21 protein-coding genes and 1 other RNA gene are annotated in these 21,301 nt (G+C 40.5%); 8 read left to right on the top strand and 14 right to left on the bottom strand.

Features of this window, described 5'->3' with window-relative positions:
- The first annotated feature begins 57 nt into the window (after window positions 1–57).
- Window positions 58–2,238, top strand: a complete 2,181-nt coding sequence (locus RMY32_RS24795) for a CHASE2 domain-containing serine/threonine-protein kinase (RefSeq protein ID WP_322714142.1) — start codon at window positions 58–60, stop codon at window positions 2,236–2,238.
- 136 nt (window positions 2,239–2,374) lie between these two features.
- Here the strand turns inward: RMY32_RS24795 and RMY32_RS24790 are convergent, their stop codons facing one another.
- A complete protein-coding gene (locus tag RMY32_RS24790) occupies window positions 2,375–2,827 on the bottom strand; it encodes an Hsp20/alpha crystallin family protein (protein WP_322714141.1) in 453 nt (150 codons plus the stop codon).
- 389 nt (window positions 2,828–3,216) lie between these two features.
- Between RMY32_RS24790 and RMY32_RS24785 the strand changes: the two genes are divergently transcribed.
- The 3 genes from RMY32_RS24785 to RMY32_RS24775 all read left to right on the top strand — a co-directional run bounded on the left by RMY32_RS24785 (window position 3,217) and on the right by RMY32_RS24775 (window position 5,094).
- Window positions 3,217–3,444: a hypothetical protein gene (locus RMY32_RS24785; RefSeq protein ID WP_322714140.1), complete on the top strand. Its 228-nt coding sequence runs from the start codon at window positions 3,217–3,219 to the stop codon at window positions 3,442–3,444.
- Window positions 3,445–3,587: 143 nt separating this feature from the next.
- The gene (locus tag RMY32_RS24780) at window positions 3,588–3,971 is read left to right on the top strand and encodes a hypothetical protein (RefSeq protein WP_322714139.1); all 384 of its coding nucleotides are present in this window, start codon (window positions 3,588–3,590) and stop codon (window positions 3,969–3,971) included.
- A gap of 463 nt (window positions 3,972–4,434) precedes the next feature.
- The gene (locus RMY32_RS24775) at window positions 4,435–5,094 is read left to right on the top strand and encodes a hypothetical protein (RefSeq protein WP_322714138.1); all 660 of its coding nucleotides are present in this window, start codon (window positions 4,435–4,437) and stop codon (window positions 5,092–5,094) included.
- Between the two features lie 336 nt (window positions 5,095–5,430).
- Here RMY32_RS24775 and RMY32_RS24770 read toward each other — a convergent pair whose 3' ends face one another.
- Window positions 5,431–5,883, bottom strand: coding sequence for an Hsp20/alpha crystallin family protein (locus RMY32_RS24770; protein ID WP_322714137.1), 453 nt, complete (start codon window positions 5,881–5,883; stop codon window positions 5,431–5,433).
- A 677-nt stretch (window positions 5,884–6,560) separates the two neighbouring features.
- Between RMY32_RS24770 and RMY32_RS24765 the strand changes: the two genes are divergently transcribed.
- Complete coding sequence (locus RMY32_RS24765) at window positions 6,561–7,040, top strand: hypothetical protein (protein ID WP_322714136.1); 480 nt, start codon at window positions 6,561–6,563, stop codon at window positions 7,038–7,040.
- A gap of 390 nt (window positions 7,041–7,430) precedes the next feature.
- Here RMY32_RS24765 and RMY32_RS24760 read toward each other — a convergent pair whose 3' ends face one another.
- A complete protein-coding gene (locus tag RMY32_RS24760; RefSeq protein ID WP_322714135.1) occupies window positions 7,431–8,054 on the bottom strand; it encodes a hypothetical protein in 624 nt (207 codons plus the stop codon).
- A 184-nt stretch (window positions 8,055–8,238) separates the two neighbouring features.
- Window positions 8,239–8,919: a 5'/3'-nucleotidase SurE gene (gene surE, locus RMY32_RS24755; RefSeq protein WP_322714134.1), complete on the bottom strand. Its 681-nt coding sequence runs from the start codon at window positions 8,917–8,919 to the stop codon at window positions 8,239–8,241.
- 671 nt (window positions 8,920–9,590) lie between these two features.
- Between surE and psb32 the strand changes: the two genes are divergently transcribed.
- Entirely contained in the window at window positions 9,591–10,328 is a 738-nt protein-coding gene (gene psb32 / locus RMY32_RS24750) for a photosystem II repair protein Psb32 (RefSeq protein WP_322714133.1), read from the top strand.
- Window positions 10,329–10,401: 73 nt separating this feature from the next.
- On the opposite strand, the gene RMY32_RS24745 is transcribed toward psb32, so the two are convergent.
- The 3 genes from RMY32_RS24745 to RMY32_RS24735 form a co-directional block, all read right to left on the bottom strand.
- On the bottom strand, window positions 10,402–10,785 hold the full coding sequence (locus RMY32_RS24745; protein ID WP_322714132.1) for a DUF4346 domain-containing protein: 384 nt from the start codon (window positions 10,783–10,785) through the stop codon (window positions 10,402–10,404).
- A 90-nt stretch (window positions 10,786–10,875) separates the two neighbouring features.
- Window positions 10,876–12,054 (bottom strand): GNAT family N-acetyltransferase, encoded by a 1,179-nt coding sequence (locus RMY32_RS24740; protein ID WP_322714131.1) that lies wholly within the window; start codon window positions 12,052–12,054, stop codon window positions 10,876–10,878.
- A 181-nt stretch (window positions 12,055–12,235) separates the two neighbouring features.
- The gene (locus RMY32_RS24735) at window positions 12,236–12,976 is read right to left on the bottom strand and encodes a RibD family protein (RefSeq protein ID WP_322714130.1); all 741 of its coding nucleotides are present in this window, start codon (window positions 12,974–12,976) and stop codon (window positions 12,236–12,238) included.
- A 291-nt stretch (window positions 12,977–13,267) separates the two neighbouring features.
- On the opposite strand from RMY32_RS24735, the gene RMY32_RS24730 reads away from it, so the two are divergent.
- Window positions 13,268–15,400 (top strand): ATP-binding protein, encoded by a 2,133-nt coding sequence (locus tag RMY32_RS24730; protein WP_322714129.1) that lies wholly within the window; start codon window positions 13,268–13,270, stop codon window positions 15,398–15,400.
- A gap of 25 nt (window positions 15,401–15,425) precedes the next feature.
- Here RMY32_RS24730 and RMY32_RS24725 read toward each other — a convergent pair whose 3' ends face one another.
- The 4 genes from RMY32_RS24725 to RMY32_RS24710 form a co-directional block, all read right to left on the bottom strand.
- Entirely contained in the window at window positions 15,426–16,553 is a 1,128-nt protein-coding gene (locus tag RMY32_RS24725; RefSeq protein ID WP_322714128.1) for a Gfo/Idh/MocA family oxidoreductase, read from the bottom strand.
- 116 nt (window positions 16,554–16,669) lie between these two features.
- Window positions 16,670–17,389: a ribonuclease III gene (gene rnc / locus RMY32_RS24720; RefSeq protein WP_322670349.1), complete on the bottom strand. Its 720-nt coding sequence runs from the start codon at window positions 17,387–17,389 to the stop codon at window positions 16,670–16,672.
- A gap of 153 nt (window positions 17,390–17,542) precedes the next feature.
- Window positions 17,543–17,725, bottom strand: a complete 183-nt coding sequence (locus RMY32_RS24715) for a hypothetical protein (RefSeq protein WP_322714127.1) — start codon at window positions 17,723–17,725, stop codon at window positions 17,543–17,545.
- Between the two features lie 90 nt (window positions 17,726–17,815).
- Complete coding sequence (locus RMY32_RS24710) at window positions 17,816–18,010, bottom strand: hypothetical protein (RefSeq protein ID WP_322693778.1); 195 nt, start codon at window positions 18,008–18,010, stop codon at window positions 17,816–17,818.
- Window positions 18,011–18,134: 124 nt separating this feature from the next.
- Between RMY32_RS24710 and RMY32_RS24705 the strand changes: the two genes are divergently transcribed.
- Window positions 18,135–18,518, top strand: coding sequence for a hypothetical protein (locus RMY32_RS24705; protein WP_322714126.1), 384 nt, complete (start codon window positions 18,135–18,137; stop codon window positions 18,516–18,518).
- A 131-nt stretch (window positions 18,519–18,649) separates the two neighbouring features.
- Here RMY32_RS24705 and rnpB read toward each other — a convergent pair.
- From rnpB to corA, 3 genes are all read right to left on the bottom strand, one after another.
- Window positions 18,650–19,071, bottom strand: an RNA gene (gene rnpB, locus RMY32_RS24700) — RNase P RNA component class A.
- Window positions 19,072–19,117: 46 nt separating this feature from the next.
- Entirely contained in the window at window positions 19,118–19,813 is a 696-nt protein-coding gene (locus RMY32_RS24695) for a hypothetical protein (protein ID WP_322670351.1), read from the bottom strand.
- Between the two features lie 65 nt (window positions 19,814–19,878).
- Complete coding sequence (corA, locus tag RMY32_RS24690; protein ID WP_322714125.1) at window positions 19,879–21,021, bottom strand: magnesium/cobalt transporter CorA; 1,143 nt, start codon at window positions 21,019–21,021, stop codon at window positions 19,879–19,881.
- Window positions 21,022–21,301: the final 280 nt, after the last annotated feature.

Raw genomic sequence — 21,301 nt, 5'->3', positions numbered from 1 at the left:
TATTAAAAATTAATCTTCAAATATACGTATATTTTAAAGTAAAATCTATTTAAGAAAATGGTTGTAACTTTTAAAAGTTTATTTAGACAGCCAGTTATTCTTTCAAGTGCGATCGCAACACTTCTATTAGTAGGAATTCAAAAACTGGGGGTTTTCGAGCCTCTAGAAATGAAAGTCTACGACCAAATGATGCAATTACGTGCCGACCCAGGTCCAGACACTCGTTTGTTGATTGTTGCTTTAAGTGAAAAAGATATCCAAAAATGGAATTGGCCCTTGTCTAGCGAACTTCTAGACCGACTATTAGGCAAACTTGAAGAATATCAACCGCGAGTCATTGGTCTAGATATTTTTCGTGACTTACCAGTACCGCCTGGTCATGACAAGCTACTGCAACGCCTCCAACAGAGCGATATCATCATTCCCATTTGCAAACATTCTGGTTCTAACAATCCGGGAATAGCGCCTCCAAAAGGCGTTGAACCAGAGCGAGTAGGATTTAATGATGTCGTCGAAGATACTGATGCCACAATTCGCCGCAACCTCTTATTAGTAAGTGCAGAGGAGTCTGATTCTTGTCAAAGTACCTATTCTTTTAGCTTACAACTAGCGCTCAAATATTTAGAAGTTGGAGGCATCCAATTAGAATTTACCCCCAAAAAAGAACTACAACTACGTAATACTGTATTTAAACCTCTGCAAAGTAACGCTGGCGGCTATGAAAAAGCAGATACCAATGGCTACCAAATCCTGTTTAATTACCGTTCTGGTCATCAGATTGCCCAGCAGCTAACTATTACAGAAGTGCTTACCAATCAAATTAAACCAGATTTAGTTAAAGACCGCATCGTTTTGATTGGTTCAACAGCTAATAGTTTAAATGATATTTTTAATACGCCCTTTGCTAGCGGTAAGTCAGATAATTCTGGCAAAATGGCCGGAATTGAAATTCATGCCCACAGCGTTAGTCAAATTCTCAGTGCTGTTCTGAACAAACAACCTCTATTTTGGTTTTTACCTGAGTGGGGTAAAGTTCTTTGGATATGGGCATGGACTGTAGTTGGTGGGTTGCTGGTATGGCGGATTCAACATCCGCTAGGTTTAGGATTGGCAGCATTAACAGCCCTAGCAGTATTATTTGGAGTTAATTTTGTCATTTTTACCCAAGCTGCATGGTTCCCAGTCATACCTCCGGCGTTGGGGTTAGTATTTACCGCCGGGAGTGTCCTTGCTTATAGTGCTTATCAAACCAAGCAAGAGCAAAAAGAAATTACCCAACGGGTTCAAGAACACCAACAATTAATTCTAGAATTGCAAAATCTTTTACGGCAGCGTGGCAACGCCTCAAATGAAGCGCCAACGGTAATTGTTGATTCCATCGGGCAAGAAATTGCAATAGGCACGGTACTAAATAACCGCTACAAAATTACTCAACCTTTGGGTTCTGGCGGATTTAGCAATACTTATTTAGCTGACGATATCCAGCGTCCTGGTAATCCGCAGTGTGTGGTTAAACAGTTGCGACCTCCCCGCCAAGATGCAGAATATTTAAATGTTGTCAGACGTTTATTCGACGCGGAAGCAGAAATTTTAGAAACTTTGGGTAAGCACCCACAAATTCCCCAACTGTTAGCTTTTTTTGAAGAAAATCGGCAATTTTCTTTAGTGCAAGAATTTGTTCGAGGGCACGCTATGGATAAAGAGTTAACTGCTGGGAAGCGACTAAAACAAGCTGAAGTTGTGGAGATACTCAAAGAAGTTTTAAATGTACTAGTTTTTGTTCACAGCTATGGCGTAATCCATCGAGATATCAAACCTAGTAATTTAATTAGGCGAGAATCAGACCGGCACATTGTTTTAATTGACTTTGGCGCTGTTAAGCAGATTCAACCTCAGCAGCAAGAAGCTCAGACTATTTCAATTGGCACTCCTAATTATGCACCTTCGGAACAAATGAGCGGGTTGCCAAAACTTAACAGCGATATTTATGCGTTGGGAATTATGGGAATACAAGCTTTAACTGGGGTAGAACCCAGAGAATTTCGCAGAGATACAAATACTGGTGAAATAATTATCCAAAGCCAAGCTGATGCTAATCAACAAATTTGGCAACATTGGCGCGAATTAACTGAGGCTACAGACGAGTTAGTGATGATTTTAAATAAAATGGTACATTTCGATTTCACTCAACGATATCAGTCAGCCGCAGAGGTACTTAAAAATCTTGAAAGTCTTTAGTACTTTTTTATCAACGCTAAATTACTTAGAAAAAAGCTTGGTCACTCGCATGACCAAGCTCTTAACTATTTCAATCAATCATTGCACGTAAAGTAGTGCGTAGGCGTAGCCCGTCGTAGACATCGCAAGCAAACCATTAATTAGCAGATTGTTCCAAATTCACCTTGACAACTTTGTTCTTTTCTTGCTCAGTTTTAGGCAGTGTCAGATTCAAGATGCCATCTTTATAATCTGCCGTAACGTCAGTATTTTTAATCCGAGCCGATAGAGGAATTACGCGTTGAAATTTACCGTAATGAAACTCACTTCTGGTAACACCTTTTTCCTCTGTTTTGGTTTCAGACTTCCGCTCACCGCTAACGTAAACAGCATTTTCTGTGACTTGTACATCCAGGTCTTTAGCTTCTATTCCTGGCACTTCTAGCTTTAGATGAATTGCATCTTCAGTTTCTTGGATTTCAGCAGCCGGAACTTTGCTTAAGCCTTTCTCAAACAATGCAGATGGTAGCCTGGTATCTTCAAATAAACTATTTATTTGGTGTTGTAGAGTGTCAATTTCTCTCCAAGGATTCCAACGAACTAGTGTCATAGCCTTTCCTCGCATCAGTTAATATTACTTAATAATTTTTGCACTTCAAATTGTGCTTACATATTCATATTATGTATAGTTAAAGCTGCTGTAAATTCGGTTTTTGACACCAGCTAATTGATGATTACCGCACAAAATTAGATAAAAAAATTTTCCAGTTTACTCTAATTTATCTGTTCGGTAAACTCGAATAGACAAATTAGATTCAATCAGACTAAATCAATAAATCTGCTGTTGAAGGGATAGCGTAGATATACGATGCCTCAGTTGAGCTATATCTACAACTGAGTAACAACACTGCATAAATTTTTAAATAATCTCAGTTAAATATATATCTGTTCAAGTTTGTCCTGAACTTAGCTCTCGATTTATTAACCAACACAGCATCAATGATGAAACTCTTTCCTTGGCTTAATTTTGCACACATTGTTGATTCTAGTGTCCTACCTAGAATCGCTAGGACTCAAGTAGCTACTTATCGCAAAAATGGCACATCAATCAACACAGCTGTCAAATCTAATACTTTACGCAACGATTCCACAGATATCAATTGCTTCAAAACCTTTGATACTGCTGTTCTTGCTTATCAGATGATGGGTCTTAGCAACTTTGAATGAACCGTAGGATGCAATCACCCGAATGGGTGAAGAGCAAATCAACCGTTCAGGTGAACTAGGTGCAGGAAGTTAAGACAAATAAAAAATAAGACTCTATTACTCAAGAATACTAATCGCACTTTACTATAACTAAGGATAATCCGATGAAACTCTCCATCTTGATTGATTCTGTACTCATTGTTACTTCTATTGCTTTATTGCCTAGAATGGGTGGCACGCAAATAGCTACTAACCATAATGGCGAACCTATAGCTATCAATTCTAACAATTCATCTAACCTCAGCTACATCAAACCCTTTGATGCGACATTTCTAGCTTATCAAAGTAATCTGAAAGCACAGGGTGGTCTTAGCAATAGCGCTTTGGTATCTCAATCCCAAACAGGAAACCTGACTGGATTAAATGTGGTTAAGACTGCTGTTAACGCTAAAAAGTTACCAGCACAAGCTTTGAATGATAAAGGTTATCTAAACGCTGTCGAGTTGCAGCTGATATCAGATGACAGCACTAATAATTTATCTTACTAAGTACAGACTTACAGAGGTTCGTAATGGATTTATAAAATGCTGTACTATCATTTGGTTGCTTTGATAAGAAAATGCGTAACCGAGCAGGAAAAGCTGCTGTCTCCCCCTAATTACCATCTCATTCGCAAAAATGACTTTAACCCCTCCAACACCTTGGAGGGGTTTTTAGTTGGTGCTACGGTTGCTACTTGCTCTAGCGTCGTCCCATGCATAGTAGCACTAGAATGCTTTCTGCTCCGACAACGGCGTGACTCATCACACTTTTAGAAATAAGGGACGAGTCATAAATTATTTACTGTTCTATCAAATTAACGTTGTTAAGTTACTCAGCAGGTGTAGTTTTCACCTCCAGGCTGTGTTAGATATTGTGACGCGAAACCGGAGTATAGATACGTTGCTAAAGCTTTCTCCCGAATCTCCTCTATTTATTGTATTAATCATTATTAGTTTTCTAGTAGTAACTTTGTCAACTTGGTTATCATCTAAACCATTCGTTTTAAAACCATTTGGAGTTAATGATATTGTCCAATTACTCACATTACAATTATTTATTTCTTTGTTATTAGAGCGTTCTTTAGAAGTTTTTATAACTACTTGGCGTGGCCCATTCGTCGAACAATTAGATATTAGTATTCAGCAAGAAAAGGCTCTAATCTCTGAGAAAATAAAACTTATGGAAGGACAACAGCAACAATTTCCTTCTTGGGAATCAAATCAAATCAGTGGACTCCCACCAGAAGGAATGAGTTTAGAACAGCAAATCATCCAAAATTTTACACAAAATCAACAAAATTCATTAAAAGTTTTCCAGCCACAAATGGATGATATAAATGAAAAAGAGCGCCAAAGAACAGCTTATAAATCTGATACACGAACAATTGCTCTATGGACATCTCTTTTATTCGGTCTTTTAATGAGCGCAATAGGTATTCGCTCAATCGAACCACTTGTAGTTATTGATTTAGATAATCCCATACAGGTAATTATTTTCCGTTGTTTAGATGCATTACTGACAGGAGGTTTAATTGCCGGAGGTAGTGAGGGAATTCATAAGCTTATAAAAGTTTTTATCGATTTTATGGAAGCTACATCTAAACAAATCAAAAATCAAGGCTCGTCTTGATGAAACTCTCAATGCAGGAGAATATTGCAAATATTATGAAAATTATAGTAATATCTATTCTGTTTATCTCTAACTATTTTTCCACTGGGAATTTTGATAATAAAATTGACTCAGATATATAAAACGGGTCGCAAAATCACAGGAAATTTCAAGCAAAGAAGAGAAATTGGATGAATGTAAATTCAGTACCAGTACAGCGATCGCGCCAATTTTTAGAACAAAAGAGAGCGACACTGAGCAGTACCTTAAAGTGGAGATCGCATACAAAAAAGCCCAGTCATCTCTAACTGGGCTTTTAGCTATCTCAATCAATTATTGAAAGTGAGTAGTTTTGCACTATGCAGCAGGTTGTTCTAGATTAACCTTGACAACTTTGTTCTTTTCTTGCTCGGTTTTAGGCAGTGTCAAATTCAAGATACCGTCTTTATAATCTGCGGTGACATTGGTATTTTGAACCCTAGCAGATAAAGGAATTACACGCTGGAACTTGCCGTAATAAAATTCACTCTTGGTAATACCCTTGTCTTGGGTTTTAGTTTCAGATTTGCGCTCACCGCTAATGTGAACAGCGTCTTGGGTGACTTGAATATCTAAATCTTTAGCTTCCAGTCCTGGCAGTTCTAGCTTGAGATGAATCGCATCATCAGTTTCGTGCAACTCAGCAGCCGGAACTCTGACAAAGCCTTTTTCAAGCCGTGCAGATGGGACTTTGGTATCTCCTAATAAGCTGTTGATGTGACGTTCCAAAGCGTTCAATTCTTGCCAGGGGTTGTAACGAACTAGTACCATAACTTTTTCTCGGAAAAATTCAGCTATTGTTTAATCGTTTTTGCACTTGGTTTTGTGCTTATGTATTCATAATAAGTATGGTTCCAACTCCTGTAAATTCGGTTATCATCACCTAATTAAATGATGATTACCGCACTTAATTAGACCTAAAAAAAGATTACGGTTTACTCTAATTTATTAGTTCGGTAAACCAGAATAAGAATTTTTAATATCAATAATCAACTACCTAATCTGCTGTTAAAGGAGATATGCAGTCAGGCGATCGCTTATATTTCCAAAACAATAGCCAAGCTCTACTCGCCTCACCATCGCACTATTCAATCAGCATTTCGATTTAGTCATCGGGAAACCATTAAGATGAAATACTCTCTACATCTTTGCGACTGCATTGAATACAAGTAACATCAAATGCTAAATTCATCCACTCATAACCGCAAGCACGACAATGACAGAAAATATTATTGCGATTGGGGTGTGGTCATTGTGCAGGAACTCACGGGAGAATAAATAAACTATTGCGCCGTGTATTCCTAAAACTTTAGACTAGAATCCCCTAATCTAAAGGCAAGGGTGTTGACAAGGGATTTATGATTTTTGGCTCATCTCACCTGATAATTCAGGTTTTATAATTAAAGTTAACAGGCTTAAAGCATTAAGCATAAATGAGGTTAAAAGCTGTGAAGAAAATAGTTGTTGCTGCAATATTTAGCTTAATCGCTGGCTCAACGTCTTTACTTTTTCCCCAAGCCGCTAAAGCTGATAGGGTTGTTTACTGTCGTCCTGTTATTGATAATAGGGTACTCAACTCGTCGGCTAACCATCCCAATGCTTATACAAATGGTTTTCGAGAAGGACAACAAAGCGCTCGGAATAGAGAAGCTTATAAACCTCGGACTGCGGGAGGCGAATTCGCTCGTGGTTTTCAGGATGGTTATTTGAATCTACCTTATGCTGGGCAAGAGAATGTTGTACCTAGAACAACTCAGATTTGTGATGATGATTACACCGTAGCGCCTTCTCCTGTTTACATCTACAACCCTTATCCCATCTATGTGTCGCCCTATCCTACTTATGGCATCAACTTCGGATTTGGAAGAGGGTTCCACTTCGGATTTGGCGGAGGGTTCCACGGATGGAGGCACCATCGAAGATGGTAGGGGTGGGAAATTTCGTCAAAGAAAGTTTTCTGCGCTGAAGGATACTTTGTATTCACCTTCGGAAGTAATCAGGGAAAAATTCGAGAGTATATCTGAAATGCGATCGCCCTTAGTTTTTAAAGACAAGCGATCGCACTGACAGCAGCTTTTAAGCAAACGTGAGTAGCATCTCGAAGATCGGAAAACTCAAGAGCGTAGTTTATCGCTCTCTGCATAACACTGCGCGGCAGTTGCTTTTCCCAAGGGGAGACGCTGCGCGAACAAGTCTCTTAACCGCAAGGGCGCACTGCCTTGTCTTTGTGGTTCGTTTATTTGGATAATTTATTTCTTGGAAATCCCTTATTTAATCCTCATTCCTTACCGCATAAAAGTTGAATTATCTAGATGAAATTAGTCAATAAGTTGTGGGGTGGGAATTTGCGTATCGATATCCGCTTGGGAAAAAGTGGGGAGCAACCAAGTACTCTCACCCGCCTTGAATACTTTGGCAGGTTCAACATTCAATTCAATTGCACCAGTGGCTGGATTGGTTCTAGCAACAGACTGTGTACCATCGACAAACTTAACGGCGATGGGTTGGGTCAGTTGTTGTGGTTGAGCGTTTGGGCCTAAAACCACTTGAGAACCTGCGGGTAAGTAAATACCATCGCAATCCCAATCATCATCGGTGATTGTTCCTGCGCCCAGGAAGTAAAGTTGGGTTGGAGATTTTTTTGGTTTATTGGCATAGACAGCTAAAGTCTTTCCAGTTTCATTGCGGCACTGCGCCCGCTTTCTAGCTGTTTCTATGACATTTTTCTGAAACTGCAATTGTGCTAGTCGCTGCTGGAATTGCTCAGGTGTATAGCCAGCTTGCTCAGGTGTATTCTTTACAGTTAGAAGTTGATTGAGTGCCTGAGTTACCTCAGCATAGTCAGCCCCCTTAGTGAAATCCTTACCTGCCCAAGAGGGTTGAGCAATTAGCAGATTTACCATCAATACGAGAGCAACAAGAGCAATTTTGAGAAACTGCATAAATTTCTCCTTTTTTTTTGGAATTAGTGTTCAGTACCACTGAAACTTTACCAGATTTCAAATCCTTGAAAATTTCGATCGCGATCGCACCACATACCCATAAGATTAATTAATAGCCCTATACAAGCTCTCCTCAATACCCACTAAAAGTTGGTGATAGTTAACTATTAACTGATGGCTGATATTAAACTCTTAACTGGGTGACGGCGATATTACCAGAAAAACATACATCTACATCGCTGCCAGGAGTGCGATCGCGTTTGCTATATTCCCCTACATAATAAAAATTATCGCCTTCAATTCGATAGTTCACGGGTAAAGGTTTGGTACAAGCTTGGCAAAACACTACATTCGGATCTGGTTCTCCTGGTTGCAGATGCGGTAGATTCACATTCCAGAAGCTTCCTGGCTCTAAGGGACGCTTGAGTAAATCCGCTAAAACTTCAGCTGTGAATTTGGCAGCCAGATCCCAATCAAAATTCTGCTTGGCTTTACGATAGTGAGAAATGGCAACTCCGGGAATACCGTGCATCGCAGCTTCTCTTACGGCGGCAACTGTGCCAGAAATATAGGCATCGACTCCCAAATTGCCCCCAGCGTTGATGCCTGAAAGTACAAACTTGACATCTGCGGTAATTTGTGTTATCGCTATTCTCACGCAATCAGCGGGAGTACCTGCGATCGCATACTCAGTCTCAGAACGTCGCTGGAGGTTAATAGCACGAGTAGTAGTAACTTGATGTCCACAGCCAGACTGATGATCGGCAGGAGCAGCGATAATAGAATTTTTGCCGTTTACAGCTTTGAGCAGCGCTTGGATACCGGGGGCATCAATGCCATCGTCGTTAGTTAAAAGTATAGTCATGTATATATGATATTGATTTAGCTAAAATATCAGAAAAATGCAGATATAAACCATCACATAGACATCTACAGAAACTAAATATGCATTGTCTAGAACCCTTGTAGAGACGTAGCAGTATAACGTCTTGACATTCTTTTTTACTCAGATGTCTAATCAGTACGTCAAGAAAAGCTACTTGCAGATATGAAAAAATATGGCGTTGTTGAACCAAAATATAAATCATGCGATATGATTTCTAGATGGTTTGCAAATTCCGCCCTCAGCATTTGGGTTAATTCCCAAAATGGGCGGTATTTCTTGTTACCGAGACAATTTTAGATTTTAGATTTTGGATTTTGGATTAAAGTCAAAATCTGTAATCTAAAAAAGGTTTCAAGCCTCTCCATTGATGGAGAATATTTAAAAAAATCATTATTGAAGTCTCTTCTTTAAAGGAGAAGTTAATCCTTGCATCGTAAACCTTTCATCCAAAATCGACGTGACTAGTAAGGGGTTTAACGTCAGATTAATGCTTGCAACCGCCCTCAGAAGTTTGTGTAATCAAAAATCCCGTACAATATACATATTTGCTGGGAATATCAGAAATTTTACACTGAAGAAAATCGGGAACGAGGTGATTTTTGCAGTGGTTCTGTAGTATTTTTGGTGCAGTCTGTCTTAGGGATCACACGATGAAACAGCTCCTCAAACAAGTTTTTAGCAGTCAAAAACACCTCATTCGGCTAATTCTACCTTTAGTGACGGTTATTTTCGCAGCCTCGCTATTTGTTACACCTGCTTTAGCCACAGGTGTGTATCAAATACCCAGCCTAACAGCAGGGAATGACACCTGGGTTTTGGATCGAGGTGAAGTCATCAGCCGTCTGAATGAAGGCAAGATTAGCAGCGCTTTTAAGGATTTGGCAAAGCAAACAGATAAGGAAGTCAGAATTGTTACTGTTCGCCGACTCGACTATGGCGAAACACCAGAAAGCTTTACTAAAGAACTGTTTGAAAAATGGTTTCCGACAAAAGCAGCCCAAGCTAATCAAACTTTATTGGTTATTGATACAGTTACCAATGGTACTGCCATTATTACTGGGGATCAAGTCAAGCCTTTGCTTACTGACTCTATTGCCGAGAGTATAGCTACAGAAACAGTAAGTGTGCCGTTACGCAATGGTGACAAATACAATCAGGCATTTCTCGATGCCAGCGATCGCCTTGTCGCCGTTCTCTCTGGCAAAACCGATCCAGGGCCACCCAAAATAACTGACAATGTGCAGGTTGAAGGCACTTACAAGAAAGCAGAAGAAACCAACCAAGGTAACGCTACTGCTTGGGTAGTAGGATTGTTAATTGCTGCCACCGTTATCCCAATGGCAACTTACTATATCTATCAGATAAATCAGCCCTCTTCTAATGGGTAATGACGGAGTTAGAAGTTAGGAGTTAGGAGTTAGGAGTTTCTAACTCTTAACTTTTAACTCCTCACTCCTAACTTTAATCTTGGACATACTCTTGCCCTGTAACTAAAGCTACCTCAGCCCGGACAAATTCTCGACCCAGATAAGCTGCATGATCTAATTGAGTTACAGGAGAAGGCTGAGTTTCTTCAAAAATTTTCACGCAAAGTTCTTTCGCTGTTCTGGCGCTAAAAACTGTTGTATGAGTTCGTTCTACCTTTTCTCGCGCTGGAATAACCTTTCCCGTTTCAGGATCGACAGCTAAACCGCGATCGTCAATCACATTTGTAAAATGCTTGGCATAAATTAACTTTGCGTCTCGATCTAAGTAAATAATGAAATATCCACCGGGATCGAGGTCAATATGACGCTGGGAAAGTTTATCATCAATTGCGGCTAAATCTTCAACTATTAAATCCATAAGCATTAGAAAAAGAAATTTTCTTTTTTCAGGGTTTTTACACTCTATATCAAGTGTAATTCGTCGTTCACCCTCTGCCTTGGCAAACTTTTAAGAATCTCGGTTACTAAATGGCAACTCTGCATTAATTGCCTCAATCTGCTGCTGTTCGAGTTGATTCACTTCCTTAATATAGGGAAGTAAAATTTTTCCTAAACGATTATTGTAAAAGCGATGCAGACTGTGATTGGGCATAGCGGGGAAACCGCGCCGTTTTTTGTGACGGCCACCCGCGCCAGGATCAAAAAGTTGGATATTGTTAGCGATCGCCCACTCAATCGGCGCATAATAGCAAGCATCAAAATGTAAGCAATCTATTTCTTGAAAACTTCCCCAATAGCGTCCGTAGAGTTTGTCACCTTTAAATAAACAAAAAGACATTCCTAAAGGATGAGAATCATCTTCTTCGCTATATGCAGCAATAAATAAGACTCGATGGCGATAATCGGTGTATAGCTGCTCAAAAAATCTTTGCGTGAGATACTTGCTACCCCACCAGCCAAATTTATCACAGGTGTCAGCATAGAATTGGTGCATCAAGGGAAACAAAGACTGAGGAATTCGATCGCCACTCAACGGTTGCAATCGTAAACCTGCTTTTTCCACAGCTTTGCGTTCCCGCTTGATATTGCGGCGCTGATTGGCGTTAAACACCTTCAAGTAATCATCAAAAGTTTTAAAACCAGTATTTTCCCAGATATAGCTGTGGTGCAGCCAAGTTGTAAAGCCATGCCGTTCTAACATCGGACGCCATTGGGGATCGACGTAGAGAAAATGACACCCAGAAATCCGATTTTTGGAGCAAAAAGTGTCAATTTCATGCACTATCAGCGCTGTGATTTCATCCTCGTCTTCTCCTGGGGCGATTAAGAAGCGATAACCTTCTGCTGGGGTAAATGGTGTCATTCCCAGCAATTTTGGGTAATATTGGACTCCGATGCGATCGGCTAACTCTGCCCATTGATGATCGAAAACAAATTCACCAGAACTATGTCCTTTAAGATAAAGTGGCGCAGCAGCAATCAGCGTTTTATCTCGCCACAATGTCAAGTGATTTGGCAACCAACCAGTTTTAGCCGTAACACTCTGGGAAGTTTCGAGATTATTCAGCCACTCCCATTCTAAAAATGGCGTTTTGAGTGGCATTGCCAAAGCATTCCAGGCATTTTGGGGTACTTCAGCGATTTTGTTCGTCCAAATGACACAATAGCGAGGCTTAAGTTGTTCCACTTTTTAGGGACTGGGGACTAGGGACTGGGGACTAGGGACTGGGGACTGGGAACAAGAAGGACAAGGGGACAAGGGGACAAGGGGAAATTATTGAACAAGCTTCTCCCTTGTCTCCCCCCTCTACCTTGTCTACCTTGTCTTTTCTCCATACCCAATCCCCAATCATCTTATTTAGCGTAATCTAATCTGCTGGTCGTTGCAGGCGATAGTGCAAAAACACCTCTTGCTCAACTGTATGAACTTCTATGAGTTGTAACTTGGGAGCCAAATCAGGTAAAAATCCTTTCCCTTCAACAGGTGTGGGTGCAGTATTACCACCTAAAATCAGCGGACAGACAGTTAGCCATAATTCATCAATTAAGTCTAATTCCACCAAAGAAGCGACTAATTCACCTCCACCCAAGATCGCCAAGCGTGTTATATGTAGAGTGGCTAGATACTTCAAAGCTGCGATAATGTCAATTTCTCGCGTTGGTGTTTCAAAAACCAGAATTTTCTCAAATTCTGGAGGGTACTCCTGTACTTTGATTCCCAGAGTTGAGTGAAGCGTCTGTAAACGTTCTTTCCACGAAAATTCTCCTGCTGTTGTGGTGAGTAGCCAGCGTCTAACTGGTTGCTTAAAAAAGTGAATTTCCGGATTCAAGTTTGCAGAGTTTGTAATCACTATATGAACTGGTTGCTGAGGCTTCCCTCCTTGCGCCCGGAGTTGCACTAAAGTTGGATCGGTTACAGTAAGTGTTGTTCCATAAGCTTCCAGAGTCCTAGCACCGAACAAAACGGCATCAGAGGCAGCAATTTGTTTTTCTAAGTGCGCTTTATCAACCCTTGAGCCAAACCTAGCAGGCGATCGCTTAAAATCTGCTATCTTGCCATCTGCACTCATTGCTAAAACAACTGTAGTATGAGGACGATGTTGCAACATTAAATTGATTTAATAGTTTTAATATTTACTTTATTCGTGTGTAGATTCTCTTTAAATTATACCTGCAAGCTACTGTTTGATATTTCACCACTGTATTGATATGCAACACAAATCGCTTTTACATCTAGCATATACGAGTTTTGGTATACCACGTTTCTTTTTGAATTATAGCAATTTGTTATTTTTAAACATTGAAAATAAAATTCTGATAATTTAATAAAATGTCTCATCTAGCTAGTTTAATTGCATATCTTTGGTGTTGTAGATTGCAGGTGCAAAGTGAGACACTTGATGACTAATTCCCGCCAATCTTCCTTCCGTCGAATTTTAGTAACGAGAATATTGTTGCTGTTTGTTCCAGTTTTACTAGTAGGGGAAATTGTTGCCTTGAATAAGGCACGTACTAGTATATTGAGAACTGCACGGCAAAATTTAACAGAAAGCGCTATCAGTAAAGGGGAGAGAATTGGAGATGCGATCGCAATCTTAAAAGCTAATTTGCAGAGTGTAAGCAAAACAACGGTTATTCCATCGGATTCGCCTATACAAGAGCAAGAAATTCTCACGCAGTTAAGGCAACAACTTCCAGCTAGTATTGAGTGCATCCAATTAACAAATCTCCAAAGCCACAAAATAATTGCCAGTAGCTGTGGGGATCGAGAAATTGGCGAATTGAGATTACCTTTCCCTAGTGAGGGAATTGATGTCAAAGCAATCTTACCGCCAAAAGCAGGAATGACTGGAAAAAGAAATGCACAAAATCAGCAACTGCAACTAGTTTTATCTGCACCAGTCTTTGATAGCCGAAAAAATTCAATTTACAGCTTAAGTATTCAGTCTGCATTATCCCAACAAACCAAAAATCCGCCGGGATCGCTCACGGGCGCTATGGTAGTGATTGCTGAAGATGGCACAATTTTGGCACACCCATTGACAGATTGGGTGGGAACTAATATCAATCAGCACCCTCATGCTTCCCAAATCAAAAGCATAATTAAAAATGCAATTACGGGACAAAACGATTCGATAAATTTCTCTTTTACCGAAGGAAAAGAATTAGTCGCTGGTTATACAGCAATTCCAAATCCACTCACCCAACAGCAGCAGCAAAAATGGATAGTTTTAGCTGTTACTAGCGTCGATAATGCGCTGTTTGGTTTAGAAGAAATCAAATTAATTCTGATCGTTTTGACAGTTGGTTTGATTGGCGCAAGTTTGTTAGCATCTCTATATTTAGCTCCTTACTTGGCCCGTCCTGTAGAAGAATTACGAGACTACGCTCTCAATATTCACTCTCACCATGCCGCACAACCAGTTCCGCACAATTTTCAAATTCGGGAATTCAATCAGCTAGCCCAAGCATTAGACCAAATGGTAAAACGGCTTAAAGCTGGATCGGAAGAATTAGAAATAGCTTGGAAAGAAGCAAAAAGCGCTAACCAAATTAAAAGCCAGTTTTTAGCTACGACTTCCCATGAATTGAGAAACCCATTAAATATTATTATTAACTGTATTCGCCTGGTTGAAGAAGGTTTATGTGATGACCGGGAAGAAGAAATGGAGTTTCTTAAACGTGCCGATGAAACAACGATTCACTTGTTAGGTATTATTAATGATTTACTCGACATTTCTAAAATCGAAGCAGGTAAGCTTTCAGTTGTTTCCACACCAATTGACCTCCGACAATTATTGTTAGAGGTAATTAATTTACAATCAGTTAATGTCCAACAAAAGGGCTTGCAATTGAAATGTGAGTTAACTTCCAAAGCGATCCCAATTAAGGCAGACGCGGGAAAACTGAAGCAAGTGCTGATTAATGTTATCGGCAACGCCACCAAGTTCACCGACACCGGGAGCATCACCATTGCAACAGAAATCCAATCTATTAATGGTAAATCTCAGGTGGTAGTAGCTGTGAAAGATACAGGTATAGGTATCGATCCGACTCAACAGCACAAATTATTTCGCCCCTTTGTAATGGTGAATGGCACTACAACACGCCAGTTTGAAGGTACTGGACTGGGACTAGCGATTTCACGAAACTTAATCGAACTCATGGGAGGTAGCATTACTCTTGAGAGTGCGGGACTTCATCAAGGTACGACACTGAAAATTACCTTACCTTTGATTGATATCTCGCTGTTAGCTATTCCAAATAAAGAAGCAAATGTCGGGGATCTTGGGTTCTCCTCTGGGAATGAGCCAATAAAAGCAAGCCGCTATCCCAGCCTACAGGAGTCTGGGGGAAGTTCCTCTTTGGGGATCAACAAATCTGTAAAAGTAGAGCTAGACAAAGAAAAGCTTCCAAAGTCTCAGTTGCTCTTTGGAAATGAGACTTGCGAAATTCGTCTTTCGCCCTTACAAACTATCTTGGTAAGTCTTCCAAAAGGAGGAGTTTGTGCAAATGGGACTTTCAAGACGTAATTTAGTCAAAAGTCCATATTCATCACTACTCCTGAGACTTTTGCTCCTTGACGATGCGATCGCTCAAAAAAACAGGTTTACCGCCTTGATTAAGAGATAATGTTAGAGCAGCAAGAATTTCTACTAACTCAGTGCCTACCCACCCAGACGAAATCTCTGAGGGAGTATTGTTAAGAATTGAGACAACAAAGGAGGAGCAAACCCGCCCCAATGGTTCTCCTGGCTCTAATTCCAGCACTATCTGCCTTTGATTAACAGGAATAAATTGATTCCCCTGTTGTTCAAACTCACCATGTAGCAGGGTTAAAGGTGATGATATTGACATTTCATCAAAAATCAAGCTGCCAAGACTACCCACAATCCCCAGCCGTCTCTGTTTATCAGAATTCAGCCAACACAAATGAATATAAGCTTGAAAGCCATCTGGGTATGTGAGTGTCAGCCATACTAAATCAGCCAAACCTTGAGGCACAGAATCTGTATATGAACCCACCTCTGCTCCCCTGCTCCTCTGCTCCTCTGCTCCCCCGCTCCCCTGCTCCCCTGCTCCCTGTAGCCACACTGTACCCGTTGCTTGCACTTGCACAGGAATTTGACCCAGCCAAGCGTTAAAAATAGCAATATCGTGAATAGCTAAGTCCCACAGTGCATCAACATCTTGCCTGACAGGCCCTAAATGGGTGCGCGTCGCGTAGCCATAGCGTAAATCACCTAATTTCTCCGCTTGTACTACAGTTTTTCCGCGCTCAACTGCTGGGTGAAATAAATAGGTATGGTCAACCATAAGTATTAAATGATGCTGCTCTGCCAACTGGCAAAGTTCCCGACATTCTGCGGGATCAAGAGTTAGGGGCTTTTCTGCCAAAACATGGTATCCCTGTTGGAGAGCGTCTTTAATTAAAGCATAGTGGGTGGTAGCTGGAGTTGCGATCGCCACTGCTGTCAACCCTAGCACTGTCTTTAAATTTTGCCACTGAGTTGTTAATAGTACATTTTCATCTAAATTAAACTGCTGTTTAACCGCCGCTAATCGTTCTGGATGGGGGTCTACTACAGCAACTACATCTACTTGAGGATGTGCTAAAAAATTCCGCAGCAGATGCACTCCCCAACGCCCAACTCCGATGACAGCAATTTTAATTTGATTTGTCATTTGTTATTTGTTATTTGTCATTAGTTATTTGTCATTAGTTATTTGTATACAAAGGACGAGGGACAAATGACCACTGACAATCAACTGATTATCGACTAATCACCCTTCTTTTTAGCTCAGGGTATTTGCGGCTTAGGTATTGCTAAAAAAGCTACTTTAGCTGCGGCTTGTTCGGCGGTTTTGATCGATCGCCCCTTACCAACTCCGAGTTTGTTTCCGTGCAGCCACACTTCAGCCAGGAAACGTTCTTGATTGCGATGCGGTTGAGTGATTTCCACAACCCGATACTCTGGTAAAACTTTAAATTGCGCCTGAGTCCATTCTTGGAGAGCAGCTTTGTAATTAAGTCTGGCAGGATCGAGGCGAATTTCTGTTGCTAGTTGGTGGAAGTGAGGATCTAGCCAAGAGCGAATCAATTCCAGATTTTGAGTACTTAAGTAAAGCGCACCCAAAACTGCTTCAAAAGCATCTGCCAGTCGTGACTCTAGACCAACTTTATCGGCGGTAGCACTACCAGCGACTAGTAAGTATAACTCCAAACCATAAACTCTGGCCAATTGGGCGAGAATGCGATCGCTTACCAATACCGAACGAATTGCCGCAAAATCCCCTACTGGACAATCGGGATAATTTTCCCATAACACAACAGCCGACACCAGCCGCACCACTGCATCGCCAACAAATTCCAGCTGTTCATAATTTGCCGAATCAGAGACAGTGGGATGAGTTAGCGCTAAATCCAACAGTTCCCACTTTATAGGTGCTTCTAGCGACAAACCAAATTTTTGGACTAAACTTTCAAGTTGCCGTTGACGGCGTGGATAAGCAAGGGGCATTACGTGATAAGGGGAAGGGGGAAGGGGGCAGGGGGCAGGGGGAAGGGGACAGGGGACGGAGGGGCAGGGGAGGCAGGGGAGGCCGGGGAAGGTAACTAGCTATCTATACTTATATATCTAAATCTCTTGGACTATTACTCTAACAACTTTTTGCTACTTCTCTCTATCTAGCTTCTCTTGGATAGCTTGACGGCAAAATTCAGGAGGATCGTCTTTAGCTTTTACCTCTTCCTTCATTTCTTTAGTGACATGCAAATGTAGATATTCAGTTAGTGGTCGCTCTCTGTCCGTGGTGAATGGCTTTAAGTTATCTGGATTACCTTTATTTTTAGACATTGTAGAGAAATACAAATAAATTTATTCTCCACGTGTATATCAGTAGAAAATGTTAACTAAATATACATGGATTTTATCGTGCTGACCTACTTACTTCCTTTTATTTCTATCTAGCTTCTCTTGGATAGCTTCTCTACAGAATTCAGGAGGGTTATCTTGTTGCTGCACTTCCTCTTTCATGGATTTTGTCATACGTAAGTTCATCTTCTCAGTCAGAGGTTCTTCCCTGTCAGTTTTGAAACCATAATTTTTAATATCTGGATTACCGCGATTATCTTTAGACACTTTCCGTTACTTAATAAAGCTGTAATAATGTGGAAGCGTATTGAATAATGATTAATTGGTGGATGAAACTTTCTGAGGGTATGCATCCACCGATTCCCACTTTTACAAGAGGTAACTCTATTTTATGTTTATGCGCACAGAATTAGAACTTAAAAGCTTGAGAGCATTACGCGATTTATGTCTGATACAGTACGGCATCCAAGCAATAGCAAACCCTGCCGATAAGGCATCCTACATTAATGCACTCCTGACCTTCCCTGTTATAGCCTGCAAGCAAGTGTCAGAAAATAAAGGATTGAAGTCTCCTATGCTTTCTCAAGTAGAAGCGCTAGAAGCGACACTAGAAGCTATGGGAACACCAACACCAGAGCAATCAGCATTGCTCAAGGTGACGATGGAGGGAAGGAAACTAGAGTATCCAGCACGGTACAGTCAAGAGAAACTGTTTGGACTCTATCGAGTTAAATGGCATTTGGATACAGCATTAGAGATATTGGGAATGCTTTAAATGCTTTAGATGATGAATTAGCGATGTCTATGACGAGCTTCTCTACGAGACGCACTCGCGTTCGCTTACGCACAAAACTCGTACAAAAAATAATAGAGTACAAACCGTGAAAGGTTCATACTCCATTAAAGGGGAGAGAGCAGGACATAAGCCGGGTTCTGTTCTCTTGCGAGGGCAGTTATCTATCTGGGACGTTTGTTACCAAACGCCTCAAGCGGCTCTCATTGAGCGGAACTGGTAAAAGACCAACCGTAGTTCCTATCGCCTTGCTCCCAACCGGGGTTTACCGAGCCAGCACCTCTCGATACTGCTGGTGCGCTCTTACCGCACCTTTGCACCCTTACCAAACAATTTTGAATTTTGGATTTTGGATTTTAGATTCAATCCAAAATTTAAAATCTAAAATCCAAAATTGATTGGCGGTATCTTTCTGTGGCACTATCCTCACGATCGCTCGCACTGGACGTTATCCAGCAAGTTTGGTCTTTCGGGAGTCCGGACTTTCCTCAAACCAGTAACTATGACCGATCTGCAACCGCCTGCGCCTACTCTCTCCTTAAATCCAGTGTACCCGGTTAACACAAGGGGTTGACAGGTTATTACTTTTTTTTATTCCAGGGTAGAGCGTAAGTCCAAGGTAGTTTCCTGACTGTGAAAGGACAATTGATAATGCTAATAGGAGGAAAATCACGACCTGGAGCTAGACCTAGACGCACTTCAGATATCCTCAGCACTAATTGCAGAGAAAAATCCAACTCTTTTTTTCTGTTAATAAAGTCGTTATACAACTTTTTTTGCCCTTTTTGTAGCCCATTAATATCAATTAGTGGTTTTTTTGCTAAATAGGTTCCAGCTACTTGATCGCGCTGGAAAACATCTTCTGCTGTCACTGTTTCCGAAAGTGTTTTCTTGGGAGCAATCAGGCTAGGACTTTGGGGTACTGCTAAGTCGCGGGTTAAGTCTGGTGATTTCCGAATTACGCGGCGCGATTGCTTACTATGTTCAACAACTAAAGAACTGTTATCCCAGTCAACGTATACGGCAACATTATCTGATTTATTTTCAATGCTAATTCCTAAATCTTTCAAATCGTCAATTGGGTATGAGGATTTGAGTTTAAAGGAAATTCCAATTTTATCGTCGAGATTTTGTTCTTTGAGTTGTTCGTCAACGGTTCCTTTTTTAAACTCAAATTTAACTTGGTCATCGATGGATTCAATCATGCGATTGAAAACATAAGAGACACCGATAATATAAATCGTCAAAACTACTAAATTCTGGTCGCTACTCCTCATAACTCAAAAATCTTAACTCCCGGTGCTAATGAATATATATTTAACTCATCGTTAATCTACAATTTTTAATTGCGCTTGATTACTACAGAATTTTGTAGCCAGCCTCTTCGCCAAAAAAAGAATAGCAAACTAACTGCGATCGCAGCCATCAATGCCCAGCAAAGTGGATAGCCCCAATACCAATTCAATTCAGGCATATTGTATGGTGATTTCTCTGTATTGAAATTCATACCATATATTCCGGCTACAAAAGTCAGGGGAATAAAAATTGTTGAAACTATCGTTAGTACCTTCATGATTTCATTCATTTTATTACTCACTGCCGAAAGGTACACGTCCATTAATCCAGATGATAGTTCTCGGTAAGTTTCTACCATATCCATCACTTGTACTGTATGGTCATAACAATCTCGCAGGTAGATTCGCACTTCCTCACAAATCAAATCGGGAGCATCTCGAATTAAGGAATTAATTGCATCCCGCTGGGGCCAGATAGCACGACGTAGTTGCAGTAATTCTCGTCTAATTTGATAAATATTTTGCAGTGTTTGAGGAGTAGGTTTAACTATTACTTCCTCCTCTAACTCTTCAATTCGTTCGCCATAAAGCTCTAGCACTGGGAAAAAGCCATCAATAATTGCATCTAATAGAGCATAAGCTAAATAATCTGCTCCCTGTTTACGGATGATACCTTTGTTTTTTTCAATTCGCGATCGCACCGCTTCAAAGCAATCATGTTCTGGTTCCTCTTGTACTGTCAGCAGATAGTTTTTTCCTAATATCAAACTCACTTGCTCGCTATAAAAACCACATGTTCTTTCCTTTGGCACTACCATCCGGGCAATGAAAAGTAATTGATCTTCATAATCCTCTGTTTTCGGACGCTCCGGTACATTAACTACATCTTCTAAAACTAGAGGATGTAACTTAAAAACCTTACCCAATCGTTGTAATATATCTTGACTACCTAAACCTTGTACATCTACCCAAGAAACCGATTCCGATTCCAGATAAGAGACACACTCCTCTGGAGTTTCTATTTGTTCGCGGATGAAATTGGTTTGGTTATAGTCAATCAAAAAAATTATTGGCGGTGGAGCATCTGCATCAATAAAAATAGTTCCAGGTATAGTTCCTGGTTGGTGATGGAACTCGTCTTCATACAGTTTGGTGAGTATTTTAGGAAGGCGACGTAGTTTTCGTGCCATGCAATATTACCTAATAGTCATTTGTCATTGGTCATTTGTCATTTGTCATTTGTGAATAACAAAGGACATAAGAATAACTTACACGTTCTTTCACAAAAATTAATATAAAGATGGTAATTTCTAAATTGTGTAATTATTTAGGTTGCTAATTTGGTCATTAGCCAGATTTAATCTGACGAGTTACGAATTACAAACTTGTACTGAGCGTAGTCGAAGTATTACGAATTACGAATTGGTATAACATATTGCCTCTGAATCAGCAATGCTACAAAAAAACAGT

The organism is Nostoc sp. ChiSLP03a (genome assembly GCF_034531215.2).
GTDB lineage: Bacteria > Cyanobacteriota > Cyanobacteriia > Cyanobacteriales > Nostocaceae > Nostoc.
Note: the sequence above shows the minus strand (reverse complement) of the source record. Positions and strands in the feature narration are given on the sequence as shown.